A 26,215-nucleotide genomic window follows, 5' to 3' on the forward strand; every position below is an offset into this window, starting at 1 on the left:
GATGGGCCGGGACCTGATGCGCAGCGGGCCGCCGGGCGGGCCGGACACGGCGGGCTCGCAGGCCGGTGCCGGACCACGCCCTGCGGGTACGCCGAAGGCCGTCGGGATCGTCTGGGCGTTGCTGGCCCTCAACACGCTGGGGTCCGCGGGGGCGAAGACCATCATCCCGCTGCCTCGCTCCCTCATCCAGCTGGCCACCATGGGTGCGCTGGGCGCCGCGTTCGCGCTGGCGCTCGTGCTCAATCTCCGGCTGCGCATCCGGGCCAGTGCCTTCGTGTTCCTGCTGACGCTGTTGCTGGTGCCGAGCGTGATCTCCAGCGCGAACCTGGAGGTCGGCTACGGCGCACTGTTCCGCTGCACCCGGCTGGCCCTGTTCGTCGGTTCGCTGTGGCTGCTCAGCCGCTGGTGGGACGGCAGCATGACGTTCGTCCGGTACCACATCCGGATGTACTTCGCGGTGCTCGTGCTGGTGGCCGCTGGTCTGGTCGTCTCACCGGGCACGGCGATGCCCGAGTACTACGGCGGGCGCCTGGTCGGCGCGTTGTGGCCGCTCACCCCGCCGCAGATCGGACAGTACGCCGCGGTGATCATCGGTCTCACCGTGCTGCTCCTGCTGGGCCGCCGGACCACCGGGGCGGGCGCTGCGCTGGTCATCGTGCCGTCGCTCGTCCTGCTCGCGATGACCCATACGCGGACGGCCACGCTCGGCCTGATCGTCGGGCTGGTGCCGGCGATCGGCTCGCTCGTCCTGACCAGTGCCGCCGCCCGCCGGTTCTTCGCCTGGACGGTGCTGTGCGCCACGGTGGCCGCGGTGGTGTTCAGCTCCGCGCTGCAGGCGTGGTTCCTGCGCGGGCAGAGCCAGGAGAACTTCTCCAACCTCACCGGCCGGGCCAAGGTCTGGGACGCCCTGCTGGCGGCGCCCCGGACGCCCGGGGAGAAGGCGTTGGGCACCGGCCTGGGCGACAAGTCGTTCGGCGGGCTGCCGATCGACAACAGCTGGCTGGCCGTTTACCACGAGCAGGGTCTGATCGGCGTCACCATCGTGGCGGCGATCCTCATCGTCCTCGGCGGCGTCGCGTTGCTGCGGCCGCCGTCGCTGCCGAGGGCCTGCGCGATCTTCCTGATCAGCTACGTCGCGATCTCCTCGTACACCGAGGCCGGTCTCGGCGACGCCTCGCCGTATCTGCTGCACCTGGCCCTGGCCGCCTCGCTGCTCGCGGCACCCGCGGCCGCGCCCCTCTCGACGGCCGCGGCCCTTCGACGACGTATCCCGCTATGGGCCAGGAGGTGACGTCAGACATGCACGTCCTTGTGGTGCACAACCGCTACTCCTCGGCACAGCCGAGCGGGGAGAACAGGGTCGTCGACGAGGAGGTGGGGCTGCTGCGCGAGGCCGGCCACCGGGTCGGTGTGTTCGATCGGCGCAGCGACGACATCGCCGCCCGGTCCCTGCTCGCCAAGGCCGCGGTGCCGCTCCTCGTGCCGTGGAATCCGGCAGTCCGCACAGAGCTCGCCGCCCGGCTCCGCGCCGAGCGGCCGGACGTGGTGCACGTCCACAACGTCTTCCCGCTCCTGTCGCCCGCGGTGCTTGCCGCCTGCGCCGACGCCGGTGTGCCCGCCGTCGCCACGCTGCACAACTACACCCAGGTCTGCCCGCCGGGCACGCTGCACCGGGACGGCCGGTCGTGCACCGAGTGCGTCGGGTCGGCGGCGGCGCTTCCCGCCGTCCGGCACGGCTGCTACCGGGGTTCCCGGCTCGCGACGGTGCCGCTCGCGGTCAGCCTGTCGGTCAACCGGCGGCGGTGGTGGTCCGGCGTGGAGCGGTTCTTCTGCATCTCCGCGGCGCAGCGCGACGTCCTGGTGCGGTCCGGCATGCCGCCCGAGCGGCTGGCGGTGAAGCACAACTTCGTGCCCGACCCGGGCGTCTGCCGGGCGGGCACCGGCGAGCACCTGCTCTTTCTCGGCAGGCTCGCGGAGGCCAAGGGCGTGCAGCTGCTCATGGCCGCGTGGGACGAGATCGCGGCGAGCGGCGGTGTGGGCGTGCCGCTCGTGCTCGCCGGCGCGGGGCCGCTGGAGCGGGAGGTGACGGCCTGGGCGGCAGGCCGGGACGACGTGCGGTACGTCGGCCTGCTGGACCCGGCCCGGTGCCGGCAGGCCGTCGCGCGGTCGGTCGCCGTGGTGGCTCCCTCGACGGCCATGGAGACGTTCGGCCTGGTGGTCGCGGAGGCGATGGCGGCAGGGGTTCCGGCCGTCGCCGCCCGTCACGGCGCCTTCGTCGAACTCGTCGAGGACGGGGTGACCGGGCTGCTGCACCGGCCGGGTGATCCCGCCTCGCTCGCGTCCTGCATGCGCCGGATCGCGACCGGGCCGGCCCGCAACCGGGAGATCGGCCGGGCGGCCCGGCGCCGTTACGAGCAGGGGTTCAGCCCGGCTGTCGGGCTGGAGCGCCTGGTGGAGGGGTACCGCACCGCGATCGCGGGGCGGTCCGGCGGCGAGGACGTCCCGCCGCCGGCAGGGAAGGGAAACGCTGGCTCGCGGCGGGGCACCCGCGCGGGCAGGGATGGGGGCAGTAGATGACACGATGCAGACTCTGCGGCTCGGCGGCGATGGGGAGCGTCGTCGATCTGGGGGCGACCCCGCCGTGCGAAAGCTTTCTCGCCGCGGACCAACTGGACCGGCCGGAGCCGGCGTACCCGCTGCACCTGCGGGTCTGCACCGAGTGCTGGCTCGCGCAGATCCCTCCGCTGATCACGCCGGAGGAGACGTTCAAGGAGTACGCGTACTTCTCCTCGTACTCGACCTCCTGGGTGGAGCACGCGCGCCGGTTCGTCGCCGACGCCGCAGCGCGGGTGGGTCTCAGCCCCGACGCCTTCGTGGTCGAGGTCGCGAGCAACGACGGGTACCTGCTGAAGCACGTGGTGGACCGCGGGATCCGCTGCCTGGGCATCGAGCCGTCGGTGAACGTCGGTGCCGCGGCGCAGGAAGCGGGTGTGCCCACGCTCACGGAGTTCCTGAGCCCGGAGACGGGCTCGGCCGTCCGCGCCGAGCACGGCCCGGCGGACCTGGTCGTGGCGAACAACGTGTACGCGCACATCCCCGACGTGATCGGGTTCACCCAGGGACTGCGCGCCCTGGTCGCCGACGACGGCTGGGTCTCCATCGAGGTGCAGCACCTGCTGACCCTGATCGAGAAGAACCAGTACGACACGATCTACCACGAGCACTTCCAGTACTACACGGTCGCGTCCGCGATCCGGGCGCTGGCGAGCGGCGGACTCGCGCTCGTGGACGTCGAGCTGCTGCCCACGCACGGCGGCTCGGTCCGGCTGTGGGCCCGGCCGGCCGAGGTGGCCGGCGAGCCGTCCCGGAAGGTGGCCGACGTGGTGGCCCGGGAGAAGGCCGCCGGGCTGCAGGAGCTGTCCGGGTACACGGAGTTCTCCGCCCGGGTGGCCAAGGTGCGCCGGGACCTGTTGCGGTTCCTCATCGAGGCGGCCGAGCGCGGCGAGACGGTGGTCGGCTACGGCGCCCCGGGCAAGGGCAACACCCTGCTCAACCACTGCGGCATCCGGCCCGACCTGCTCGCGTACACGGTCGACCGCAACCCCTACAAGCACGGCAGGTTCACCCCGGGCACCCGCATCCCGATCCTGCCGCCCGAGCGGATAGCCGCCGACAGGCCCGACTACGTGCTCGTCCTCCCGTGGAACCTGCGGGACGAGCTGATCGGGCAACTGTCCTTCATCAACGAATGGGGCGGCCGGCTGGTCTTCCCCATCCCGGAACTGAGCATTGTCGAGGTCAAGCGATGAAGGTCGTACTGTTCTGCGGGGGCTACGGGATGCGGATGCGCAGCGGCGCCGCGGACGACGTGCCCAAGCCGATGGCGATGGTCGGCCCCAGGCCGCTGATCTGGCACGTCATGCGCTACTACGCGCACTTCGGGCACACCGAATTCATCCTGTGCCTCGGATACGGGGCGCACCACATCAAGGACTTCTTCCTCAACTACGAGGAGACGACGTCCAACGACTTCGTGCTGCGGGGCGGGCGGACCGAGCTGCTGTCCACCGACATCGCGGACTGGACGATCACGTTCGCGCAGACCGGCATCGAGTCGCCGATCGGGGAGCGGCTGCGCCGGGTGCGGCACCACCTGGACGGCGACGAGATGTTCCTCGCCAACTACGCCGACGTGCTCACCGACGCCCCGCTGGACGAGATGATCGACCGGTTCGCCCGGCGCGACGCCGGGGCGTCGATGATGGTGGTGCCGCCGCAGTCCTCGTTCCACTGCGTGGACCTGGGCGAGGACGGCCTGGTGGGAGGCATCACCGCGGTCAGCGAACTGCCGCTGTGGGAAAACGGCGGCTACTTCGTGCTCCGCCAGGAGGTCTTCGACCACATACCGGAGAACGGGGACCTGGTCGCCGACGGATGCGCCCAGCTGGCCAAGCGCGGCCGGCTGGTGGCGCACCAGCACCGCGGCTTCTGGAAGCCGACCGACACCGTGAAGGAGCGGGCCGCGCTCGACACCGCCTACGCACAGGGCGACCGTCCGTGGGCCGTGTGGGAACGGGACACCGCCGGAGCGAGGGCGTGATCCGGCTCGGGGCCGGGCGGCTGGAGCGGATCGTCGCGGTGGGTGCGCACTGCGACGACATCGCCATCGGCGCCGGCGGCACGCTGCTGACGCTGTGCCTCGCGCGGCCGGGCATCCGCGTCGACGCGCTGGTGCTCTCCGGCGGTGGCGGCGAGAGGGAGCAGGAGGAGCAGGCCGCGCTCGCCGCCTTCTGCCCGGGCGCCGATCTGCGGCTGACCGTGCTCAAGCTGCCGGACGGCCGGATGCCCGCGCACTGGGAGGAGGCCAAGGCCGCGGTCGAGGAGCTGCGCGGGCGGACCGAGCCGGACCTGGTCCTCGCGCCGCGCACCGACGACGCGCACCAGGATCACCGCGGCTTGGCGCAGCTGCTGCCCACCGCGTTCCGCGACCACCTCGTACTCGGCTACGAGATCGTCAAGTGGGACGGCGATCTCGGCCGTCCGTCGGCGTACCAGCCGCTGTCACCGGAGGTCGCCGAACAGAAGGTGCGGCTGCTGCAGGAGCACTACCCCTCCCAGCGGCACCGGCCCTGGTACGACCGGGAGGCCTTCCTCGGTCTCGCACGCATCCGCGGCATCGAATGCCACGCGCGCTACGCCGAGGCGTTCGCCGTCACCAAACTCACGCTCGATCTGGGCACTTCCCATCCGGGCACCTTGAATGTGGGGGAATGAACCTTGCGCGTACTGCTGACCGGACACCAGGGCTACCTGGGCACCGTGATGGCCCCGGTCCTCGCGGCCGCCGGGCACGAAGTCGTCGGTCTCGACGCCGGCCTGTTCGCCGACTGCCTCCTCGGCCCGCCGCCCGCGGACCCGTCCGGACACCGGGTGGACCTGCGCGACGTCACGGCCGAGCACGTGGCCGGGGTGGACGCCGTGATCCACCTGGCCGCGCTGTCCAACGACCCGCTGGGATCGCTGGCGCCGGAGCTCACCTACGACATCAACCACCACGCGTCCGTACGGCTGGCCCGGCTGGCCCGCGACGCCGGAGTGCGGCGCTTCCTGTATGCGTCGACGTGCTCGGTCTACGGCGCCGCCGGCGACCCCGACTTGTCGAACTTGGTGACCGAGGACGCCCCGCTGCGCCCGGTGACGCCGTACGCGGAGTCCAAGGTGCGGGTGGAGGACGACCTGCACGCGCTGGCCGACGGCGACTTCAGCCCGGTGTTCATGCGCAACGCCACCGCCTTCGGCTACTCGCCCCGGCTGCGCGCCGACATCGTGCTGAACAACCTGGTGGGCCACGCGCTGTTGTCCGGCGAGGTGCTCGTGCTCTCCGACGGCACCCCCTGGCGCCCGCTGGTGCACGCCGCCGACATCGCCCGGGCCTTCACGGCCGCGCTGACCGCGCCGCGCGAAGCGGTGCACGACCGGGCGTTCAACATCGGAAGCGAGACCAACAACGTCACGGTCGCCGAGATCGCCGAGCAGGTCGCCGAGGCGGTGTCCGGCGCGAAGGTGAGGATCACCGGGGAGACCGGTGCCGATCCGCGGTCGTACCGGGTGGACTTCTCCCGGTTCCGCGCCGCGATACCCGGCTTCGCCTGCGAGTGGACGGTGAAACAGGGCGCGTACGAACTCGCCGACTCCTACAGCAAGTTCGGGCTGATCCGGGAGGACTTCGAGCGACGCTTCACCCGGCTCGCCGTGCTGCGCGCGGCGTCCGAGGCCGGCACTGTCGACGACACCCTGCGGTGGCGCCGATGACCTCGGCCGGCGAGGAGATGCACGCACTGGTCGAGCGGCTGTACCCGCTCTGCCGGAGCATCACCGGCAATGGTGTGCGCGCCACCCTGGGCATCGTCGGCGAGTACGTCCCGCTGCAGGTGCACGAGGTGCCGACCGGGACGCAGGTGCTCGACTGGACGGTGCCGCAGGAGTGGAACATCCGGGACGCGTACGTCGCCGACAGCACCGGCCGCCGGGTCGTCGACTTCGCCGCGTCCAGCCTGCACGTGCTCGGCTACAGCGTGCCGGTCTCGGCGACCATGCCGCTGGCCGAGCTTCGCGAACACCTGCACACCCTGCCGGACCACCCGGCCTGGGTGCCGTACCGCACCAGCTACTACAAGCCGGAATGGGGATTCTGCCTGGCCCAGGAGACCCTGGACGCGCTGCCGGACGGCGAGTACGAGGTGCGCATCGACTCCACTCTCGCCGACGGCCACCTCACCTACGCCGAGCACGTCGTCCCCGGGCAGGTCCCCGACGAGGTGATCGTCTCCTGCCACGTCTGCCACCCGTCGCTGGCCAACGACAACCTGGCGGGCATCGCGGTGGCGACGTTCCTGGCCCGGGCGCTGGCGGAGCAGACGCCCTACTACACCTACCGGTTCATCTACGCGCCCGGCACCATCGGGGCGATCACCTGGCTGGCCCGTAATGCGGAACGCATCGAGCGGGTCAAGCACGGGCTCGTGCTGGCCTGCGCCGGAGACTCGGGGCAGCTGACATACAAGCAGAGCAGGCGCGGCGACGCGGAGATCGACCGGGTGATGCGGCATGTGCTCGCCGCGTCCGAACGCCCGCACAGCGTCAAGGTGTTCACTCCGTACGGCTACGACGAGCGGCAGTACTGCTCCCCCGGGTTCGATCTCGGCGTGGGCTCGCTCAGCCGGACCCCGTACGCCGGGTACCCCGAGTACCACACCTCGGCGGACAACCCGGACTTCGTCTCCCCGGCGGCGTTGGCGGACACCCTTGCCGTCTGCCGCGAGGCGGTCGCCGTCCTCGACCGCAACCGGCGCTACGTCAACCTCAGCCCCTGCGGCGAACCACAGCTGGGGCGGCGCGGGTTGTACGACTCGCTCGGCGGCCGCAGCGACGCGAAGCAGGCCCAGATGGCCATGCTCTGGGTGCTCAGCCTCTCCGACGGCGAGCACAGTCTGCTGGACGTGGCCGAGCGGTCCGGGCTGCCGTTCGACACGGTCGCCGCCGCGGCCGGGGCCCTGCACGGCGCCGGGCTGATCAAGGCATGACGCCGATGACCACTGAGGGGGAGAAGGCGAGGCCGACGACGGCGACTGCCAGGCGGGCCGTCGTCGGCCGGTTGTCCTGGGGGCTGGCCGACCAGGCGGCCTCCAGCATGACCAACTTCGCGGTGGGGCTCTACGTGGCACGCTCGCTCGGACTGACCGCGTTCGGCGTGTTCAGCCTGGCCTGGCTGACCTACGGCGTGGTGCTCAACGTCGCCCGCGGGCTGGCCACCGACCCGCTCGTGGTGCGCTTCAGCGGCGTGCCGGAGGCGCCCTGGCGCGCGGCGGCGGCCCGGTCGTCGGGTGCCGCCCTCGGCGTCGGTGCCGCCCTCGGCGCAGTGTGCCTGCTGTTCGGCCTCGGCCTCGGAGGCCGTGTGGGGTCCGCGTTCGCCTGCCTCGGTGTCGTCCTGCCGGCGCTGCTGCTGCAGGACGCCTGGCGGTTCGCGTTCTTCGCCGCCGGCACCGGGCGGAAGGCGTTCGTCAACGACCTCGTGTGGGGCGTCGCGCTCGTCCCGGCCATGGTCGTGGCGGCCCGCGTGGGCACCGTGGCCGCCTTCGTTCTCGCCTGGGGCGCGGCCGCGGCGGTGGCCGCGGGGTACGGCTGCCTCCAGTCGGGCATCCGGCCCCGGCTGTCCGATGCGCGCGGGTGGCTTCGCGAACACCGCGATCTCGGCTACCGGTACCTGGTCGAGAACGTCAGCCTCAGCGGCGCGAGCCAGCTGCGGGCGTACGGGCTCGGCGCGATCGCCGGGGTCGGCGCGGTGGGTGCGGTCCGGGGCGCGGAGCTCCTGCTCGGCCCGTTCCTCGCCCTGCTGATGGGGCTGTCGCTGGTCACCGTCGCGGAGGCGGCACGGGTGCTGCGGCAGGCACCGCACCGCCTCGCCAGGTTCTGCCTCCTGCTGGGCGGCGGGCAGGCCGCCGCCGCGCTGCTCTGGGGCACGGCGCTGCTGCTGATACCGGACCGGGCCGGCGAGCTCGTACTCGGCGGTGTCTGGCACTCCGCCTCTCAGCTCATCGTGCCGGCCACGCTCGGCGTCGCGGGCGCCGGCCTCGGCAGCGGCGCGGCGGCCGGGCTGCGCGCGCTCGCCGCCGCCCGGCGCAGCCTGCGCTGCCAGCTGTTCGCCTCCGCCTGTTACGTCACCGGCGGGCTCGGCGGGGCGGCCGTGGCCGGCACCGTCGGCTCGGCCTGGGGCGTCGCCGCCGCGACCTTGAGCAGCTCGGCCGTGTGGTGGCTGCAGCTGCGACCCGCCTTGCGCGAGCACCACCCGACCCCCCATCCGTGAAGTGAGGACGCCATGACCGCCCACCCCCGGCTCAGCATCGGCCTGCCCGTGTACAACGGCGAGGAGTACCTCGCCGAGGCGCTCGACGCCCTGCTCGGCCAGACCTACGAGGACTTCGAGCTGGTCATCTCCGACAACGCCTCGACCGACGGAACCCGGGACATCTGCCGCCGGTACGCCGAGAAGGACTCGCGCATCCGGTACATCCGGCTGCCCCGGAACATCGGCGCCGCGCCGAACCACAACTACGTGTTCACCCAGTGCCGCGGCGAGCTGTTCAAATGGGCCTCGCACGACGACCTGTACGCCCGGGACCTGCTGCAGCGCTGCGTATCGGCACTGGACGAGCGGCCCGACATCATCCTGGCGCACGCCGACCAGGCGGTCATCGACGGCGACGGCCAGGTGAAGGTCCCGTACGAGTACACGCTCGCCACCGACTCGCCGCTCGCGCCGGAGCGCTTCCACAGCATGCTGTTCGAGCCCGGCGGCGACGACTTCTACGGCGTGATGCGGGCCGACGTGCTGCGCCGGGTGAAGCCGCACGACAGCTACCACCACGCGGACCGCACGTTCGTCGCCGAGATCGGCCTGCACGGGCCCTTCCACCAGGTGCCGGAGCTCTTGTACTTCCGCCGCGACCACCCCACCCGCGCCGAGCGGGCGAACCCCTCCAAGCGCTCCCGGTGCGTCAACCTGGACCCGCGCCGGGCCGGACTGCTGCACCCGACACCCCGGCTGCTCGCCGAGTACGTCTGGGGCTTCGTCGCGGCGATCCGGCGGGCGCCGTTGTCCCCGGACGACCGGCGCGCGTGCTACCGCCACCTCGTCAGATGGATGGTCAGCCGGGCCCGGCCGGGCGCCGGCGAGCGGGTCGAGGACCGCGCCCCGGTCGACCCGGCCCGGCTCACCGTCTCCGTCGACGACCTCGTCGCCGGCCGCGAGGGAAGGCAGAGGTGACTCTGTTGCGGGTCGGGGTGTTCGGCCTGCTCGGCTCCGGCAACCTCGGCAACGACGGGTCGCTCGAAGCCGTGCTCGGATACCTGCGCGCCGAGCACCCGGAGGCGGTCGTGGACGCGCTGTGCGGCGGACCCGAGGTCGTCGCGGCCCGGTACGGAATCCCCGCGACGCGGCTGCACTGGAACCGCGGGGAGTACCGGACCGCGTCACGTGCGGGCGCGATCGCGGCGAAGGGGCTCGGCAAACTCGTCGACGCCGTCCGCACCGCCGCCTGGGTGCGCCGGCACGACGTGGTGATCGTGCCGGGCATGGGCGTCCTGGAGGCCACGCTGCCGCTGCGGCCGTGGGGCTTCCCGTACTCCCTGTTCCTGCTCTGCGCGAGCGGCCGGCTGTCCGGCACCCGGGTGGCACTGGTCGGCGTAGGCGCCGCTCCGATCGGCAACCGGCCGACCCGGGCCCTGGTGCGCTGGTCGGCACGGCTGGCCACGTACCGGTCGTACCGGGACGCCCTGTCCCGCGACGCGATGCGAGAGATGGGGGTGGACACCACGCGCGACGAGGTCTACCCGGACCTCGCGTTCGCGCTGCCGGTGCCGCCGCCACCTGATCCCTCGGGCCCGCCGGGCCCGGTATGCGTCGGCGTCATGGACTTCCACGGCGGCAACGACGACCGCGCCCGGGCCGAGGAGATCCACCGCCGCTACCTCGACGGCACGACCCGGTTCGTCCGCGCACTGGTGAAAGACGGCAGGCCGGTCCGGCTGCTCACCGGTGACGCGTGCGACGCGTCGGTGGTCGACGCGATCCGTGAGGCGGTGGACTCGCCGCTGGTCACCGCAGCCGAGACGGCCTCGCTCGCCGACCTGATGAAGGAGACGGCGGCTGCCGACACCGTGGTGGCGACCCGGTACCACAACCTGATCTGCGCGCTGAAGACCGGCACACCGACGCTCGCCGTCAGCTATGCGGCGAAGAGCGAAGCGCTCATGGCTCGGATGGGGCTGGGCACATACTGCCACCCGGCTCGCGAGGTCGACGCCGACCGGCTGCTGGAACAGTTCCGGGAGTTGGAGAAGCGCTCGGCGCAGCTGCGGAAGACCCTCGCCGAGCGGAACCAGGTCGCCACCCGGCGCTTGGAAGACCAGTTCACCGCCTTGACCGCGGCCCTGTTCCCGGCGGCCGACCACGCTCACGCCCTGCGGGAGACCCCATGAAAGCGACCGAAGTCCCGGCGATCACCGGCGCCTACCTGTTCGAGCCGACGCCGTACGCCGACGAGCGCGGCTTCTTCTGCCGCACCTTCGACGCCGACGTGGTCCGCTCGGTGGGCCTCGACCCGGACGCCTTCATCCAGGACAGCGTGTCCCGCTCGGTCCGGGGCGTGCTGCGCGGCCTGCACCTGCGCTCCGGCGCCGGCGAGGCCAAGCTGGTGCGGTGCTCGTACGGGAAGATCTTCGACGTCGTCGTGGACCTGCGACCGGACTCACCGACGTACCGCAACGTGGCCTCCTTCGAGCTGTCCGGCGAGACACAGACGACCCTGTACATCCCGGCAGGATGCGCCCACGGCTTCCAGGCACTGACCGAGACCGCCGACACCTCCTACCGGATCGACCGCCCGCACGACCCGTCCGAGGACGTGACCATCGCCTTCGACGACCCGGAGCTCGCCATCCCCTGGCCGCTGCCGATCACCTCGATGTCCCCACGGGACCGGGAGGCACCGAGCCTCGCCGAGGCCCTGAAGCAGAAGGAGAGCTGAAGCCACCGTGGACACCGAAGAGTTCAGCCTGCCCCGATCACTGGTGGCGAACGAGCGGCTGCACGCCCTGATCCCCGGGGGCGCGCACACCTACGCCAAGGGCGACGACCAGTACCCCGAAGACCTGGCCCCGGTCATCAGCCACGGCCACGGCGCCCACGTGTGGGACGTCGACGGCAACCGCTACATCGAGTACGGCTCCGGGCTGCGGGCGGTCAGCCTCGGCCACGCCCACCCCCGCGTGACCGAGGCGGTGCGGCGGGAACTCGACCGCGGCAGCAACTTCGTCCGGCCGTCCATCGTGGAGGTCGAGGCCGCGGAACGTTTCCTGGCCACGGTGCCGACCGCCGAGATGGTGAAGTTCGCGAAGAACGGCTCCGACGCCACCACCGCCGCGGTGCGCCTCGCCCGCGCGGTCACCGGGCGCCCGCGGGTGGCCGTCTGCGGCGACCATCCGTTCTTCTCCGTGGACGACTGGTTCATCGGCACGACGCCGATGCCCGCCGGCATCCCGGCGGCGACCACCGACCTCACCGTGGCATTCCCTTACGGGGACTTGCCCGCCACGGAGGAGCTCCTGACCCGCTATCAGGACGAGGTAGCCTGCCTGATCCTCGAACCGGCCACCCACACCGAGCCCCCGGCCGGATACCTTGAGGGCCTCCGCGCACTGGCCGACCGGCACGGCTGCGTACTGGTCTTCGACGAGATGATCACCGGCTTCCGCTGGTCCGAGGCGGGCGCCCAGGGCCTGTACGGCGTCGTCCCCGACCTCTCCACGTTCGGCAAGGCGCTGGGCAACGGGTTCGCCGTCTCCGCGCTGGCCGGGCGCCGCGACCTGATGGAGCGGGGCGGACTGCGCCACTCCCACGACCGAGTGTTCCTCCTCTCCACCACGCACGGCGCGGAAACCCACTCCCTGGCAGCCGCGATGGCAGTGCAGACCGCGTACGTCGAGGAGGGCATCACCGCGCGCCTGCACGCCCTCGGCGAGCGGTTGGCCGCCGGCGTCCACGAAGCCGCTGCCTCCATGGGCGTCGGTGACCACGTCGTCGTCCGGGGCCGGGCCAGCAACCTGCTCTTCGCCACCCTCGACGAGAACCGGCAGCCGTCGCAGCAGTACCGCACGCTGTTCCTGCGCCGGCTCCTCGCGGGCGGAGTGCTGGCCCCGTCGTTCGTGGTGAGCAGCGCGCTCAGCGACGCCGACATCGATCGCACCGTCGACGTGGTGGCCCAGGCATGTGCGGTGTACAGGAAGGCGCTGGATGCCGCTGACCCCACCCCGTGGTTGGGAGGGCGACCGGTGAAGCCCGTATTCCGCCGCTTGGCGTGACGTGGCGTGACGTGGCGTGGCGTGGCGTCAGTGACGCTCCCGCCAATCGACCAGCTGGTCGGCCACCCGGTCGACCAGCCACGCGGTTACCGGGATCACCGCCAGCGCAGTGCACCAGCCGCCGAGGACGTCGGTCGGGTAGTGCGCGCTCAGGGCGACCTGCGCCCAGCCCATGGCGGCGCCGGCAACCAGCGCCGCGGCGAGCACGAGCACCATGCCGGCGGTCCTGCCAAGGCCGAGCCGGCCGGTTGCAAGCAGCGCCACGACGAGGGCGAGCGCGGTAAAGAAGGCGGTGTGCCCGCTGGGGTAGGACAGGTTGTCGGCGCCGTGGATGGTGCGTCCGGCCAGGGACTTGATCAGCGTCGCCGCCCCCACGCTGACGCCGACCCCCGCAACGACGAACACCGCCGCCCGGGGACACCGCAGCAGCAGGCAGCCCATCACAACGACCACGACCAGCGCCGCCGCCCCCACGGGCTCCCCCAAGAAGTCCACGGCCAGAGCAACGCGCCGCCACGGCGGCCGCACACTGTCAGCCGTCGGCTCGATGACCCACCTGTCCACCCCGCCGGGCTCGCTGTGACCGGCGTACAGGACCCCGAGCACGACGACCACCAGCCCGGCGAGGACCGCGATCAGCCCGAGCCACGCGCGCAGCGACGCGGGCAGCGCCGCAGACACCGACCGCCCGCTCATACGCCCACCGCGCCCGGTCGACCTACGGCAGTGACCGGGCCCGCGCCAAGGACATCGCGCTTCGAGCGCGGGCCGCCGACCGCCCCTACCCGCTGCCGCCCTTCGGCATGGCCGGGATCGTCAGCCTGTACGGGCTGCGCGGCTGGACTGAGCAAGCTGACCAACCCATCAAGCCCCAACTGGACTGCGCCGACTTCCAGATCCGCTCCGGCCAGACGATCCAACGCGAGCCCCCTCGTGTCCGCCCCCTCCAGCAACCATAAAGACTCGCCACTGGAGACCTCCATCCGGCACGCGTCCTCAGCTCTGCTGTCCACCGCGCCGATCCCCCAGCCAAACCTCGGCCCGCTGTGCCGGATCGCGCAACCGGCAGACCTCCTGCGGGAGCGAGAACCCAGGACAACAGGCACGACCGGACGCTCCTTCCGCTCACTGATCGCCGGTAAATCGGGTGGCCGTTTGCGCCCTCGGCGGCGGCGTTGTCGTTGGCCCCTTACGACCTTCCGGGACGCGGTGTGCCCGGAGGGCGCCGTGCTGTTGCTGCCGACAAACGGACTCGCCGATACCGGGTGACCACCCGACCCGGCACGAGCGGTGCTCACAAGGCGAGACGTGAGCCATCCCGTTCGACGGATCTTCTCGCATGACTCGCCCGAAGATGTCTGCGGTCCGTCCGAGCTTCACGTACGGGACCAGGCCTGCGAAAGAGACATAGAGGCGTGGCTTGCCTTTGCCGAACCCGCCGCTCGCCGCGCTGATCCGGCCCAGGACGTGTTCCTCGAAGAAGACCACGGTCCACGACAGGGGCGATGCCCTCTCGTGAAGCAGCTCGTGGTGTCGGCAGGTGCGCTCACGAGGTACGGCTCTTCGGCTCGTGCCGGCTGTTGTGCTCCCACGAGCCCCCTCCAGTACTGCCTTTGTTCACACATCCCGCAAACAGTCGTGCCTCCGCCGGCCGTCACGGCAGGCGGAGGCACGAAGGGGCAGGGTATGCCGGGTCCGAAGCTGTTCAACGCCGAAGCGGCGGGTGAGTTTGAGATCGCCGCGTGGGAATCGTCACGCGTACTGGACGAGCCCGGCCTGGATCATGCTGCCGGTCGTCGTACTGGGGTTCGTCAGCACCTGCGTGCTGGTCAGGTTGTTCTCCATGATGGTGACCTTGTTGAGGATTTCGTCCCTTCGCCCGAGTGCAGCGTCCAGATAGAACTGGCGGACGATGCCGGTTGCTTGGCTGCCGCTACCGACAAAGTTGGCGACGGATTCCAGTGACGCTTTCAGGCTGTTCCATCCGTTGGCGACGTTCTGCGCCGCGGCGGCTGCCTGGCCCGCCTGCTTCCCGAGATCAATCAGCCCGGCCTGGCAGGTCTGGAGCAGCTTCACCTCGTCCCGGATCCTCTGCTGCTTCTTGAGGAGCTCACTCTTCTGGTTGTAGAGCTGTGCCAGGGCCTGGCCGTTGGTGCGCCCCATCCCCTTGACGAGCAGCGCACCGCCGCCGATGGCCAACCCCAGGGACAGCCCGCCGGTGAACACCGCGCCGAGAACGCCAACGGCTATCAAGGCCAAGCCGCCGAGGATGGCCAAGCCGTTCACAGCCCTGTGGGAGTTGGCGTTGATCTGCGCGTTCACCTGCTGCAGCTGGTCGTCCAGCTGTTTCAGGATCCCTTGGTCGCCGCCTACTACGGAGTGCAGTTTGGCGGCGTAGGAGGCGAACTCCCTGCCACTGTCCTCGAAGGAACCGCGCATGTTCTGCATGGTCGTGGCGTACTGCTGAGCCTTGTCCCTGATCTTGCCCACCTCGTCCCGAAGGGCGCTGAGCAGCTGCGCCGCCTGGTTCGGAGGTAAACCCTGCTGGAGTTGGAGAATGTTGACGAATGCTCCTTGGAGAGCAAAGTACGCGCGGGTCTCGGCAAGCAGCGCCATTGATTGCGGCTGCACATTGTTGAGGTACGTCGTGGCCGTATTCGCGGCTTTACCCAGTTCCGTGTTGATCCCCGCCGCGTAGGCTCTCACCTGGCTGTTGTCGCTCCCGCTCAGGTTCAGCCTCGCCTGCTGCGTTACGCTCAGCGCATACGACTGAACGATCGCAGTCATTCCTCCTTGCTGTACGGCTGCATTTCCTACTTGCTGCTGCAGCGTGATGCTTTCCTGGATGGCCGTGGTCATGTTCTTCCCTTCGGTTTACCTACTCGATGCTCCGCGTCAGTTGCCGGTGATCGCAGCACTCAGATCCTTTGTCTGCATCAGAAGCGATTCCCACTTGACAGCGGCCTTGTCGATGTCTTTGGCCAGCGTGGCGCTGTCACCGGGCTGCGTGTGCTTCACCACGGCGGTCGCGTACTCCGCGTACACCTGCTGCCACATGTTGGCGACGGCCCTGGCCGGCCCTGCGACAGCGCGCACACTGCGCACATAGGCGTTGCAGTCCGAGTCGACCTTCATCACCGCCTGCAACCCGGCCTGCAGGCCGGCAAGCTCCTTGTAGAGTCTCTCGAGCTTTTCGCTGTCCTTGCGGAGCTTCTGCAGTGCTTTGCCGACATCGCCGGACGAGGAGTCCTCGATCCCCCTGTGCACTGCCTCCGAACCACCCGAGACCTTGCCTTCGGCTCCGATTGCCTTGAGGGAGTCCGCAACGGCGTCGAGGATCTTCCGCGTCCCCTTACCGGCCTTGTGAGACGCCTCGATGAGGTCGTCCAAGTCCTTGCTCACGGTCTGCTGCAGGTCCTTCAGCGCACGGGTCGTGGTGGCGATCTTCCCCTTGCCCGCGGAAAGTCTCCTGATTTCGGCACCCACGCGGTCGGCCAGGATGGTTCCTCTGCTCTCCGCCTGCTCGCAGAAACTCTCATGCACCTTGGCGAACTCATCCGCCATCTGCTGGAAGTTTCCGAAGTCCTTCGTCACGGCGTCGAGGCAGACGGCCGACTGTTCCGGGGCCGCTGCGGCCAGCGCTTGCATGCTTTGGAACAGCGCGGCCGCACTCTGGATGTCGACGAGCCTTTTGACGACTCCGGGAACCTGCGCACCTAGGTAGGCGCGAGCGCTGTCCCTGACATCTTCCTGAGCCGTGCGCATGGCCTGCGCCTCGTTTTTGTCCGTGGCCTGCACAGCCACCTCGGCAGCGATGACCAGGCTCCAGGTCTGCGCGGCAAGAGCCGCCGTCACCAGCTTGTCCATGGCGCGTCCCAGCGCGATCGGGTCGAGCGACCCGATCGGCACGATGCCCGGTGCGGTCTCTGACGATGACGTCACGCGTACCTCCCATAGTTGAAGTCCAAAAGCACGGGGTCACGCGGGTCGCAATACCCGTCGTTGCGGTAACTCATGCAAACGGTGAGCTTCTTCAGGCTTGAAGAAGCTCAGTCACGGAGGCTCGATGAATCGCGGTTACGGATTCGGCGCTGCGAGGCCTATCGCGATGAAGGAGAACCCCAGAGGGGCCGGGGCACCGTTCGTTGTGGTCTGCACGACGAACAGGCCCGTATTGACGGATTCAACCGAGACGGCCCCCCGCTCACCGCCCTTCAGCAAAGTGGCCAGGACGGTCGGCCGAGATGCAAAGAGCTTGGCGAAGATTATCTTGTACGCCCCTGTCAGGCCCGGCCCCACGGTGAAGCCATCGCCGGAGAGGACGTTTCCGTTCGCGTCGACGGTCCCGTACACCTTGTGCTCCACGGGCTGCGGCGGGCCGACGCGGAAGCTGAGCGGTGCAGTGGTAGTGGCGCCGATGGTGAGGCCGTCCGGTTGGATCCGGTCACCCTCGGCGGCATTCGGCAGGGCCTGCACGTTGATGGAGTAGAAGCCTTGCGGCTGGATTCCGATCGCCTTGGCCTTGAAGCGCACGAGGCGGCCGCCGTCTTCGAGGCTCTCGACGGGCAGGACCTCGACACTGCCTCCACTGATGTAGCGGATCTGGCCGGTCGGCGGGAAGAACAGGCCCGCCGGGAGCTTCACCCGGATGGTCTCACCCGCGCCGACCGAGCCGGCGTCGACCTTCACCTCGATCGTGAACGAGGCGTGGCCCCCCGGCGGAAGAACCAGCGGGTTCGGGCTTCCCTGAGTAATGATAAATGCCATGTCCTTTTCCTCATCGTTTTCTGCGTGAGCGACCGCCCGTCGGTGACGGGCGCCTCGTGCGAAGTCCGGATCCCGGGGGTGGCTCGGTGGTGAGCCCGGGAGTTGTGCGGCGGCGATCCGACGGACTTGCCGACGCTGCCAATCCCACCGCAGGTGAGCAAATGGTCAATGAACGATCCATAGACGTGCAGGTGGCGGAGCAGACGCCTCCTCTCGCCACCCGGCGGGAGCAGACACTCCCAGGGCCTTATCGGCAGACACAAATCGGAGTCAGCGACTCCGGCCTCATGCCGCGCAGGTCAGGACAGATCAGTCCTTGGGCCGGCGATGTTGGTGGCACAAATTCCCGCACGGGGTACAAGTCCTCCACAAGAGCTGTCAAGTAGGCATTCACCAGGGGTAATTCAGAAGGACATAAGACTGAAAAGCGATGAGCCGATGGTCCACGGGGTTGCGTCTCCATCACTGGACCTGGGTGCGGCCGGCCGACGTCGCGAGGCGCCGATGGAAGATCGCTTTCCAAGTGGCGAGCCCGCGATGGCCTTGCCTTTGGCGCGGGCGGTCTCCTGACCTTCGATGATCTTGTCCCGGATCGGGAATTCAAGGGTGCCACTGTCGAGCCGCGCCATCTCGTGCACGGCGACGGGGGCCTTCACCCGGTCCGGGCACGCTCGCGCTCCTCGGCGGCAGGTGTCGCCCGCCGCAGGCGCCGGGCCGTCAGCAGACCGGTGAGTGCTGCCGCCGCGGCCCAGCAGCCGGCCCAGACCAGGGCCGCCCGCGGTCCCCACAGGTCCACGACCTTGCCCGCCGTGGCGGAGCCGAGGGAGATGCCGATGCCCAGCGACGTGGTCACCAGGGCCATGCCCTCGGTGAGCCGGTGCCGGGGCACGTAGCGTTCGACCGCCGAGAATCCGGCGATCAGAGCCGGGGCCATGGTCAGCCCCAGCAGGACCGCCGCGGGGAAGAGGAAGACGACTCCGGGCGCGACGGCGAACAGCAGCGTGCCGCCCGTGAACAGCGGCAGCGTGGCGGCCAGCCGGCGCTCCGGCGGTGACGACCACGGGCGGGCGCCGTACCAGAGGCCGGCCACGGCACTGCCCAGCGCGAGCAGCCCGAGGACCCATCCGCTCGCCGCTTTCGCGCCGTGCTCCTCAGTGAACGCCACGACACCCAGGTCGATGATGCTCCCGGCCGTCCCCACGGCGACGAACGTGCCCATCAGCAGGGGAAGACCGGGCGCTGTGAGCGCGGTGCCGCGCCCGTGCAGCCCCGCCTCGACGACCGGTGGCTCGGTGCCCCGCTGGAGGGCCAGTGCCGTCTGGCCGGCGACGGTGCAGACCAGGGCCAGCACCAGCCCCGCCATGGGGTCGACACCGGTGACCAGCACGGCCACCGCGATGGGGCCGGCGACGAGGATCACCTCGTCCACCACCGACTCGAACGCCAGGGCGGCGTGCAACAGCGGCGAGCCGTGCAGCAAGTGGCTCCAGCGCGCACGGACCAGCGAGCCGATCGCCGGCATGGTGCCGCCCGAGAGCGCGGAGAGCAGCACCAGGCTCCACGACGGGCCGCCCCACTGGACGGCGGCGAGGAACCCCGCCCGGCTCGCCGCGTTGGCGACCGTGGTGACGGCGAGCACCCTGCCCTGCCGCTGCCGGTCCACACGGCGGCTGAGCAGGGGGCTGACCACCGAGTACGTGAGCGCGTACGCGGCCGACACCAGGCCGGCCAGACCGTACGAGCCCGTGACCGAGGAGACGAGGAACACGGTGCCCAGCACCGTCATCAGGTGCGCCAGACGGGCCACGAACCCGGCCGCGACGAAGCCGGGTGCCCCGGGGACGGAGAGGATCTTGCCGTAGGGGTTGTCCATGGGTGTCCGCAGCCCGTCACTAGCCGGCCGGTCGCCCCTCCGTGGTCGATGAGCCGCCCGTCCGTGGTCGATAAGTCGCCCGTCCGTGGGTCGATAGGTCGCCCGTCCGTGGTCGATGAGTTGCCCGTCAGTAGCCTGCCAGGTCGCCGGTGTCCTCGGCACGCGTCGGCACGAGGAAGCTCCGCTCGAAGGTGAGCACCACCTCTCCGGTCGACTTGGTCCCGGTCGTACGGCAGCTCACGATGCCCTCGCCGGGGCGGCTCCGCGACAAGCGCTTGGCGAGGATCTCGCTCTCCGAGTAGAGGGTGTCGCCGGCGAACACCGGGGCGGGCAGCCGGATGTGCTCCCACCCCAGGTTCGCGATGGCCCGACCGCTCGTGCTGCGCGCCGCCATGCCGCCCACGATGCTCAGCGTCACCAGGCTGGAGACCAGCGGGCGGCCCCACTGGGTCCGGGCGCAGTACGCCGCGTCGATGTGCAGCGGCGCGGCGTTCATGCTGAGCATGCTCATCAGGACGTTGTCCATCTCGGTGACCGTGCGGCCCGGCCGGTGCTCGAAGACGTCGCCGACGGTGAGGTCCTCGAAATGAAAGCCGACCTGCTCCCGGTACCGCTGCTCGCCCACCCGCCGGTAGCCGGTGATCGCCGGTTCGTCCATGGTCTCCTTCTCTCCCTGGCTTTCCTTTGGCTTCCCTTTGGCTTCCCTTGGCTACCCTTGGCTTTCCTCTGGCCGTTCCCCGGCCTCCTCCCGTCCCGGGCTCAGTGGTCGGCGCCGGTGACGTCCTTGACCTCCTCGACGAAGGCGGCGATCTGGTCCCGGCCGAGGTCCGCCCGGAGCATGATCCGCAGGCCGGCTTCACCGCGCGGGACGATCGGGAAGAACACCGCGGAGCTGTAGTAGCCGCGTCGGTACAGTTCGGCCGAGAGCTTCACCGCCCGGTCGGCGTCCCCGACGTCGATCCGGCGTACGGGCAGGCCGTTGCCCGCGTGTGCGGTGGGGAACAGCTCGTCGAAGTAGTCGATGTTGCTCTGGTGGCGGCGCTGCAGCTCGCCGAGCTCGGGAGAGCGGTGCAGCGCCGTGGAGGCGAGGGCCGCGCCGACGATGGGGATCTCCATGTTCGACGACCAGCCGACCGGCCCCGCATGGCGCATGAGCAGGCTCTGGGCCTGCCGGTCGCCCAGCATCGCCACCGCGCCGCTGCCGCAGCCGAAGCCTTTGCTCAGGGTCGCGACGATGATGGTCAGGGGATTGACGCCGAGATGGGAGCGGACGTAGCCCTCGCCGTGCTCGCCGAAGATGGACAGCCCGTGGGAGTCGTCCAGGTAGAGGAAGAGCCCGTAGCGCTCCTGGAGTTCCCGCAGCCCGTCCAGGGCGGCCGCGCCGCCCATGGAGTACGCGCCGTCCGCGACGTAGGCGACGTTCGGATACTTGCGGCAGACGTCCTCGAGGTAGTCGAGGTCGTTGTGCGGGCTGGTCAGGACCAGCGTCTCGTCCGCGCAGATCGGCTTCACGTACGCCATGGAGAAGTGGCACATCCGGTCGAAGACCATCACCCGCGGGCCGCCCGGGGCCAGGTGGCCGGAGGCCAGGAGCGGCAGGATGCCGGCGGTGAGCACGCTGCAGGTGACGCCGGGCAGGATGTACGCGCCGAACAGTTCGCCGAGTTCTTCCTCCAGGCGGAACAGCAGGTCGTGCCGGATTCGGGTGTTGGCCAGCGAGAGGCCCAGGCTGCGGGCCTCTTCCAGTGCGTCGATCGCTCCCTGCACCACCTTGGGGTGGTAGTTCAGACCCAGGTAGGAGCACGAGCACATGTTGACGAATTCATGACCGGTTTCGCGGACGAGCAGCCGGTTGTTCGATTCGGCTTCGACGTGGATGTCGATCAGGCCGTGGTCCGCAGCGGCCTGCCAATAGGGGTCGGACGAGGCCAGCAGTTTCTCGCTGTTGCGGTACTTCCGGGGCCCTTGCCGGCTCTGGTTTTCGTACGTTTCGATGCTCACTGCTGACTCCCGTTTACCGTGGGAAAGGCGGACGGTTCGGTCGTTCCGAATTCTTCGACCAGCCGCCGGGCTGCTTCGAAGAAGGGGGTTCCCACCATTGCGCCGTCCACGACGGCGATGCCGTCGCCGCTCGCCCGGCCCGCCGCGACGACCCGGCGGGCCCTCGCCAGCAGTTCGGCATCGGGCGAGAAGGCTTCGTTGATGGCGGGTACTTGACGGGGGTGTACGGCGATCTTCCCGCTGAACCCGAGATCCCGGGCGAGGGCCGCCTCGTACTTCAGTCCGGCGGCATCGGCGAACGCGAAGAAGGGGGCGTCCACCACGTCGATGCCCGCGGCACGGGCGCTGTTGACGAGCCGGGCGCGGGCATGGAGCAGGGGGTCCCAGGCGAGCCGGGCCCCTATGTCAAAGGAGTAATCGGCCGCGCCGAAGATCAGCGCGCGCAGCCGCGACGACGCGGCAGCGATCCGGTCGGCGTTCTCCAGCCCCCGTGGCGTCTCCACCACGGCGAAGAACTGGGTCTCGGGGCAGGAGCCGTGCAGAACGCGCTCGACGATCTCGACGTCGCGCGCCGATTCCGCCTTGGGGATCACGACGACGGCCGGCTTGACGGCGTAGTGCCGCAGGGCCAGCAGGTCACGCAGCCCGTCCGGCTCTATCACGGAGTTGATACGTATCCCGCACCGGGTGGCCGCGGCCGAGGGGCTGGTGAAAAACAGCTCGGCCCGTCGGCGCGCCTCCTCCTTGTCCCGCTGCGGAACGGAATCTTCTAGGTCTACGACACACATATCCGCGCCCGCGTGGTGGCTCTTCGGATACCGGTCCACATCCGACGCCGACGTGGACAACAGAGAACGGCAATAACGGGTGTACTTCATGAGCAGGTCTCCGACCCGGCTGATGATGCTGACAAGGCACCGGTGCTGCCGCGTCGTGCCGGCTGGCCGGAATTCATCCTCCGGTTATTGTGGGCGCGAGCCGTTGCGGTGGGCGGCAATCGACGGTGGTGCCGGAACCGACAGTAGCCTCCGCGGGGATGATTTGTCGCTCCCTATTTCTTAATAAGTCGTCTTATTCCGACACAACGGATATCTCCTGCCTCAAAAGGAGTTCCCCAATATCAGGCGTCCCGCACACACCCGGAGCAGCGCGTAAAACAGCGCCGTGGCGCGGAGTTGAGCGCGAGTGTGGACACGGATGTCTCTGCAAGGAACGGGAATGCGACTCGGGTCCGGCGCTGGAGCGGGGCGCCGACCGGTCCGAACAGGCGGCCGTCCGGCGTAGCTTCCGACGGACAGCACCACTTCCGACTCCCGCTTCCCGCTTCCCGCTTCCCGCTTCCCGCTTCCCGAGTGAGGTACTGCGTTCCGTCAGCGGTCACTACGCCGGCAGACGTGACTGAAGGCTGAAGGACTTCGACGGGGCACGTTCAGGACTGGACGGCCGGCTTCAGGACGTCCTGGCACCACTGGCGGAAGCCGGTGGCAGTGACAGAGGCCGGGTCACGGGGTTCCGCCTCGTAGATCCCGTTGTTCCGTGCGTCGACCATGTCCGCCATGTCCTGCGCCAGCGCCGGGCTCGCGCCGCGCTGCACCATCCGCGCCCGGAAGTCCGCGAACGGTACCTGCTGGTAGCGCACCGCGCGCCCCAGGGTCTCGGTGATGATCTCGGCCACAGGGAGGGTCGCAAGAGGTGGACCCAGCGCTGGAGGCGCCGCTCAACGCCTTGCAGATCGCCTTCGAAGGCCGACTGGCCCCCGCCGACAACTGACCAGTCAACAACCAAGTCCAGCCGTTGAATTGACACTCCCGCCGTCTACTGCTCGTGTCGGGCGTCCAACTCCGCCTGCTCTTCGCTCTTCTCGTCCTGTTGGGCGAGGGCGCGTGCGGCGCGGAACAGGCGCCGGCCCAGTTGCTCGAGGTGGGGGGCGAGTTCGGGGGTGCCGTGGATGGTGCGGGTGGGGCCGAGGTCGATGCCGAGGAGTTGTTCGGCGATGTGGTGGGGGTTGTCGGCGGCGAGGTCGAGGGTGCTGGTGGTCTCGTCGAGGGGGTGTACGCGGTCGGGGAGGGCGTAGGTGCGGGCGCGGACGGTGGCGGCGTCTGCGGGGACGGTGGCATGGAAGGTGTAGCGGGCGGGGGCGGCGGCCAGGCGCGTGGCGACGTAGGCGGCCGCGTCGGTGGCGGGCAGTTCGCGAGGGGCGGCGCGGTGGCCGGTGGGGGTGGGGTCGGTGAGGCGGTCGACGCGGAAGAGGCGCCATTCGTCGTGGTCGGTGTCGTAGGCGACGAGGTACCAGACGGGTGCGGCGGCGACCAGGGCGTGCGGTTCGGCCCGGCGCCGGCCCGTGACGCCTTTGCCGGTCCGGTAGGTGAAGGTGGTGATCTCGTGGTCGCGGCAGGCCGCGGCCAGGGTGGCCAGGACGGTGGGGTCGGCCTCGGGTCCGGTGCTCCAGGGCACGGGGAGCGGGGTGGCGGTGGCCTGGATCGCGGTCACCTGGTGGCGCAGCCGCTGGGGTAGGACCTGTTCGAGTTTGGCCAGGGCGCGGACGGCCGTCTCCTCGATGCCGGTGACACCGCCGGCAGCGGTGCGCAGGGCGACCGCGATGGCGACGGCCTCCTCGTCGTCCAGCAGGAGCGGGGGCAGGTCGGTGCCGGCGGCCAGGCGGTAGCCGCCCGCGGTGCCGGTGGTGCCCTCGACGGGGTAGCCCAGATCGCGGAGCCGGTCGATGTCGCGGCGGATGGTGCGCAAGGTGACGCCCAGCCGTTCGGCGAGCTCGGTGCCGGACCAGGTGCGGCGCGTCTGGAGCAGGGAGAGCAGGCGCAGCATGCGGGCGGGCAGGTCCTGGGACATGTTTTCCAGACTGCCAGGCATTGGTGACGCGAGGTGTCCTAAAGGGCCTCTACCGTGGGAAACGTCCGGGCGCCGAGGAGCCTGATCGGCGAGATGGCAGGAGCCCGTCCCGCGGGAAGCGGCGGATGCGGGCCGGGCGGCATCCGGTTGCCTCCGCGCAGCCGCGTGGTGCGGAGCGGTCCGTTCAGGACCAGCCGGACATCCGCACGCCCGGACCCGCTCCCCCGAAACCACACCGGCACATCGCCACCGAGCATGAGCTCAGAATGTGCCGCACACGAATAGGAAAGATCATGATTGCTGGAGTGAACACGGCCACGGTCTGGGTGCTGGACCAGGATGCGGCCAAGGCGTTCTTCACCGACAAGCTGGGCCTGGAGGTACGCGCGGACGTGCCGTTCGGCGAGGGCATGCGCTGGGTCACCGTGGGCGCCAAGGAGCAGCCCGAGGTTCAGGTCACCCTGATGGTCCCGGGGCCGCCGATGATGGACCCCGCCTCCGCCCAGCAGCTCACTTCGCTGCTCGAAAAGGGCGTCCTGATCGGCTGCACGTTCACCGTCGCCGACTGCCATGCGGCCTTCGCCGAGCTGTCCGCGCGGGGCGTGACCTTCCTCCAGGAGCCGCAGCCCAGGCCGTGGGGCATCTCCGCGACCCTGCGCGACGACTCCGGCACCGTGCACGAAATCCTCCAGCCGCACCACCAGGGCCGGTGAGCAGCCGGGCACAGCCCCTGACCGCTGCCGGCGCGGCAGCTGACCGCTCCGGCAGCCGGGAGGGCGATCCCCGCCCTCCCGGCCACCGCGCGACCTACGGGTGGCCGCATCGACGACCAGCAGAAACGATGACGACAGATGACCACAGCCGGCCCTGCAGGGCCGCTCGGCAACAGGGTGGTGGAGCCATGGCTTACGACGAAGTGCTCGCAGAACGCGTGAGGGAACGCCTGGAGCCCGAGGGGGTGATCGCGAAGAAGATGTTCAGCGGCCTGACCTTCCTCCTCCAGGGAAACGCACTGGCCAACCTGTACGACGAGGGCCTCATGGTCCGCGTCGGCAAAGAAAGAACCGACGAGGCCCTTGCACGCCCCGGCGCCGCGCCCTTGGTGATCCGGGGCAAGGAACAAAGAGGCTGGGTCGTGCTGGCGGAGGAAACCCTCGACGACGATGTCCTGGACGACTGGCTGACCTGGGCCATGGAGGTCACCGCCGAGCTCCCGCCCAAGTGACCCCGGGACCGACCCGACGGAGTCCCAGGGACCGCGCGTCGGCACGACCGCTGAACCGACCCGGCCTCACCGACGGCGTACCGCCGCCTACCGCCCACTGCAACCCCATCACCACGCGTCTGAGCGAGGCCGCTCTCGGCCTTCCAGCCCTGGCACTGCTCTTTGCCGCAGCCGCCGCCCGCCTGGGCACAGCCCGGACAGCCGCCGAACGCGGCACTCTCGACAACCTGCCCGCCGACCCGGCCCACCTGCGCCGGCACCTGGCCCGTGCGCCCCGCGTCGGCACATCGACTGCCGCCACCTCTCCCCCGGCGCCCACCAGCCTGCCGACCGCACGGCCACAGCCCAGGAATACGCCCTCACCCCACGCCGGCCTGGCCCCCGCCTAGAAGACGATCGCATCCCGTCGCTGCCAAGGAACCCATGGATCCCTTGGCTTCCCATACCGCCCCACACACTCAGGGCGTCGTTGAGCACCTCTACCGGGCCTGCGTTGCTGCGGTGAGATGACGGCACGCTGCTCGACTCCGGTCGGCACTAGCCGCTCAGAGCGGTCTCGCGCTGGCCGAGACCGCCGCCTGGGC

Annotated in this window: 23 protein-coding genes and 1 pseudogene; 14 read left to right on the top strand and 10 right to left on the bottom strand. The window is 70.2% G+C overall.

Annotation, left to right across the window (positions count from 1 at the left end; all coding sequences use genetic code 11):
- The first annotated feature begins 1 nt into the window (after position 1).
- The 12 genes and pseudogenes from NQU55_RS27865 (at position 2) to NQU55_RS27920 (ending at position 12,918) form a co-directional block, all read left to right on the top strand.
- Positions 2-1,291 (top strand): O-antigen ligase family protein, encoded by a 1,290-nt coding sequence (locus tag NQU55_RS27865; protein WP_168096486.1) that lies wholly within the window; start codon positions 2-4, stop codon positions 1,289-1,291.
- Between the two features lie 8 nt (positions 1,292-1,299).
- Positions 1,300-2,577, top strand: a complete 1,278-nt coding sequence (locus tag NQU55_RS27870) for a glycosyltransferase (protein WP_256791385.1) — start codon at positions 1,300-1,302, stop codon at positions 2,575-2,577.
- Positions 2,574-3,809: a class I SAM-dependent methyltransferase gene (locus NQU55_RS27875; protein ID WP_256791386.1), complete on the top strand. Its 1,236-nt coding sequence runs from the start codon at positions 2,574-2,576 to the stop codon at positions 3,807-3,809. Before NQU55_RS27870 ends, NQU55_RS27875 begins: the two co-directional genes overlap by 4 nt.
- The gene (locus NQU55_RS27880; RefSeq protein WP_168093728.1) at positions 3,806-4,600 is read left to right on the top strand and encodes a glycosyltransferase family protein; all 795 of its coding nucleotides are present in this window, start codon (positions 3,806-3,808) and stop codon (positions 4,598-4,600) included. The genes NQU55_RS27875 and NQU55_RS27880 overlap by 4 nt, the downstream gene beginning before the upstream one ends.
- A complete protein-coding gene (locus NQU55_RS27885) occupies positions 4,597-5,274 on the top strand; it encodes a PIG-L deacetylase family protein (protein WP_168093727.1) in 678 nt (225 codons plus the stop codon). The genes NQU55_RS27880 and NQU55_RS27885 overlap by 4 nt, the downstream gene beginning before the upstream one ends.
- 3 nt (positions 5,275-5,277) lie before the next feature.
- The gene (locus NQU55_RS27890) at positions 5,278-6,312 is read left to right on the top strand and encodes an NAD-dependent epimerase/dehydratase family protein (RefSeq protein ID WP_168093726.1); all 1,035 of its coding nucleotides are present in this window, start codon (positions 5,278-5,280) and stop codon (positions 6,310-6,312) included.
- Positions 6,300-7,583, top strand: coding sequence for a DUF4910 domain-containing protein (locus NQU55_RS27895; RefSeq protein ID WP_168093725.1), 1,284 nt, complete (start codon positions 6,300-6,302; stop codon positions 7,581-7,583). Before NQU55_RS27890 ends, NQU55_RS27895 begins: the two co-directional genes overlap by 13 nt.
- 5 nt (positions 7,584-7,588) lie before the next feature.
- Positions 7,589-8,879: pseudogene (locus NQU55_RS27900) on the top strand (hypothetical protein).
- Positions 8,876-9,823 (top strand): glycosyltransferase family 2 protein, encoded by a 948-nt coding sequence (locus NQU55_RS27905; protein ID WP_168093723.1) that lies wholly within the window; start codon positions 8,876-8,878, stop codon positions 9,821-9,823. Before NQU55_RS27900 ends, NQU55_RS27905 begins: the two are co-directional and overlap by 4 nt.
- Complete coding sequence (locus NQU55_RS27910) at positions 9,820-11,037, top strand: polysaccharide pyruvyl transferase family protein (RefSeq protein ID WP_168093722.1); 1,218 nt, start codon at positions 9,820-9,822, stop codon at positions 11,035-11,037. Before NQU55_RS27905 ends, NQU55_RS27910 begins: the two co-directional genes overlap by 4 nt.
- Positions 11,034-11,585 carry a dTDP-4-dehydrorhamnose 3,5-epimerase gene (gene rfbC / locus NQU55_RS27915; RefSeq protein WP_168093721.1) on the top strand — a complete coding sequence of 184 codons (552 nt, stop codon included), beginning with the start codon at positions 11,034-11,036 and terminating at the stop codon, positions 11,583-11,585. Before NQU55_RS27910 ends, rfbC begins: the two co-directional genes overlap by 4 nt.
- Before the next feature lie 7 nt (positions 11,586-11,592).
- Positions 11,593-12,918, top strand: coding sequence for a glutamate-1-semialdehyde 2,1-aminomutase (locus tag NQU55_RS27920; protein ID WP_168093720.1), 1,326 nt, complete (start codon positions 11,593-11,595; stop codon positions 12,916-12,918).
- Between the two features lie 27 nt (positions 12,919-12,945).
- Here NQU55_RS27920 and NQU55_RS27925 read toward each other — a convergent pair whose 3' ends face one another.
- The 10 genes from NQU55_RS27925 to NQU55_RS27970 form a co-directional block, all read right to left on the bottom strand.
- Positions 12,946-13,614: a phosphatase PAP2 family protein gene (locus NQU55_RS27925; RefSeq protein WP_168093719.1), complete on the bottom strand. Its 669-nt coding sequence runs from the start codon at positions 13,612-13,614 to the stop codon at positions 12,946-12,948.
- A gap of 1,056 nt (positions 13,615-14,670) precedes the next feature.
- Positions 14,671-15,777, bottom strand: coding sequence for an HBL/NHE enterotoxin family protein (locus NQU55_RS27930; protein WP_168093718.1), 1,107 nt, complete (start codon positions 15,775-15,777; stop codon positions 14,671-14,673).
- A 36-nt stretch (positions 15,778-15,813) separates the two neighbouring features.
- Positions 15,814-16,860: a hypothetical protein gene (locus NQU55_RS27935; RefSeq protein WP_256791388.1), complete on the bottom strand. Its 1,047-nt coding sequence runs from the start codon at positions 16,858-16,860 to the stop codon at positions 15,814-15,816.
- A gap of 135 nt (positions 16,861-16,995) precedes the next feature.
- Positions 16,996-17,685, bottom strand: a complete 690-nt coding sequence (locus tag NQU55_RS27940) for a hypothetical protein (RefSeq protein ID WP_168097014.1) — start codon at positions 17,683-17,685, stop codon at positions 16,996-16,998.
- Positions 17,686-18,337: 652 nt separating this feature from the next.
- Positions 18,338-19,558: an MFS transporter gene (locus tag NQU55_RS27945; RefSeq protein WP_168096526.1), complete on the bottom strand. Its 1,221-nt coding sequence runs from the start codon at positions 19,556-19,558 to the stop codon at positions 18,338-18,340.
- A 127-nt stretch (positions 19,559-19,685) separates the two neighbouring features.
- Positions 19,686-20,216, bottom strand: a complete 531-nt coding sequence (locus NQU55_RS27950) for a MaoC family dehydratase (protein ID WP_168096525.1) — start codon at positions 20,214-20,216, stop codon at positions 19,686-19,688.
- 101 nt (positions 20,217-20,317) lie between these two features.
- Positions 20,318-21,559 carry an 8-amino-7-oxononanoate synthase family protein gene (locus NQU55_RS27955; protein WP_256791390.1) on the bottom strand — a complete coding sequence of 414 codons (1,242 nt, stop codon included), beginning with the start codon at positions 21,557-21,559 and terminating at the stop codon, positions 20,318-20,320.
- Positions 21,556-22,437, bottom strand: a complete 882-nt coding sequence (locus NQU55_RS27960) for an HpcH/HpaI aldolase/citrate lyase family protein (protein ID WP_168095860.1) — start codon at positions 22,435-22,437, stop codon at positions 21,556-21,558. Before NQU55_RS27960 ends, NQU55_RS27955 begins: the two co-directional genes overlap by 4 nt.
- Positions 22,438-22,988: 551 nt before the next feature.
- Positions 22,989-23,234: a hypothetical protein gene (locus NQU55_RS27965; RefSeq protein WP_240976908.1), complete on the bottom strand. Its 246-nt coding sequence runs from the start codon at positions 23,232-23,234 to the stop codon at positions 22,989-22,991.
- A gap of 140 nt (positions 23,235-23,374) precedes the next feature.
- Complete coding sequence (locus NQU55_RS27970; RefSeq protein ID WP_168095861.1) at positions 23,375-24,406, bottom strand: helix-turn-helix transcriptional regulator; 1,032 nt, start codon at positions 24,404-24,406, stop codon at positions 23,375-23,377.
- 305 nt (positions 24,407-24,711) lie between these two features.
- On the opposite strand from NQU55_RS27970, the gene NQU55_RS27975 reads away from it, so the two are divergent.
- Positions 24,712-25,119, top strand: coding sequence for a VOC family protein (locus NQU55_RS27975; protein ID WP_256791392.1), 408 nt, complete (start codon positions 24,712-24,714; stop codon positions 25,117-25,119).
- A gap of 188 nt (positions 25,120-25,307) precedes the next feature.
- Positions 25,308-25,631 (top strand): TfoX/Sxy family protein, encoded by a 324-nt coding sequence (locus tag NQU55_RS27980; RefSeq protein ID WP_168095863.1) that lies wholly within the window; start codon positions 25,308-25,310, stop codon positions 25,629-25,631.
- The last annotated feature ends 584 nt before the right edge of the window (positions 25,632-26,215 follow it).

This window comes from Streptomyces telluris, assembly GCF_024519335.1.
GTDB classification, from domain to species: Bacteria; Actinomycetota; Actinomycetes; order Streptomycetales; family Streptomycetaceae; genus Streptomyces; species Streptomyces telluris.

Bases quoted from the DNA above. Each gene is read 5' to 3' on its own strand.
- NQU55_RS27865 (WP_168096486.1), top strand. From the start codon at position 2: ATGGGCCGGGACCTGATGCGCAGCGGGCCGCCGGGCGGGCCGGACACG.
- NQU55_RS27870 (WP_256791385.1), top strand. From the start codon at position 1,300: ATGCACGTCCTTGTGGTGCACAACCGCTACTCCTCGGCACAGCCGAGC.
- NQU55_RS27875 (WP_256791386.1), top strand. From the start codon at position 2,574: ATGACACGATGCAGACTCTGCGGCTCGGCGGCGATGGGGAGCGTCGTC.
- NQU55_RS27880 (WP_168093728.1), top strand. From the start codon at position 3,806: ATGAAGGTCGTACTGTTCTGCGGGGGCTACGGGATGCGGATGCGCAGC.
- NQU55_RS27905 (WP_168093723.1), top strand. From the start codon at position 8,876: ATGACCGCCCACCCCCGGCTCAGCATCGGCCTGCCCGTGTACAACGGC.
- rfbC (WP_168093721.1), top strand. From the start codon at position 11,034: ATGAAAGCGACCGAAGTCCCGGCGATCACCGGCGCCTACCTGTTCGAG.
- NQU55_RS27925 (WP_168093719.1), bottom strand. From the start codon at position 13,614: ATGAGCGGGCGGTCGGTGTCTGCGGCGCTGCCCGCGTCGCTGCGCGCG.
- NQU55_RS27930 (WP_168093718.1), bottom strand. From the start codon at position 15,777: ATGACCACGGCCATCCAGGAAAGCATCACGCTGCAGCAGCAAGTAGGA.
- NQU55_RS27940 (WP_168097014.1), bottom strand. From the start codon at position 17,685: ATGGCATTTATCATTACTCAGGGAAGCCCGAACCCGCTGGTTCTTCCG.
- NQU55_RS27945 (WP_168096526.1), bottom strand. From the start codon at position 19,558: ATGGACAACCCCTACGGCAAGATCCTCTCCGTCCCCGGGGCACCCGGC.
- NQU55_RS27950 (WP_168096525.1), bottom strand. From the start codon at position 20,216: ATGGACGAACCGGCGATCACCGGCTACCGGCGGGTGGGCGAGCAGCGG.
- NQU55_RS27960 (WP_168095860.1), bottom strand. From the start codon at position 22,437: ATGAAGTACACCCGTTATTGCCGTTCTCTGTTGTCCACGTCGGCGTCG.
- NQU55_RS27970 (WP_168095861.1), bottom strand. From the start codon at position 24,406: ATGTCCCAGGACCTGCCCGCCCGCATGCTGCGCCTGCTCTCCCTGCTC.
- NQU55_RS27980 (WP_168095863.1), top strand. From the start codon at position 25,308: ATGGCTTACGACGAAGTGCTCGCAGAACGCGTGAGGGAACGCCTGGAG.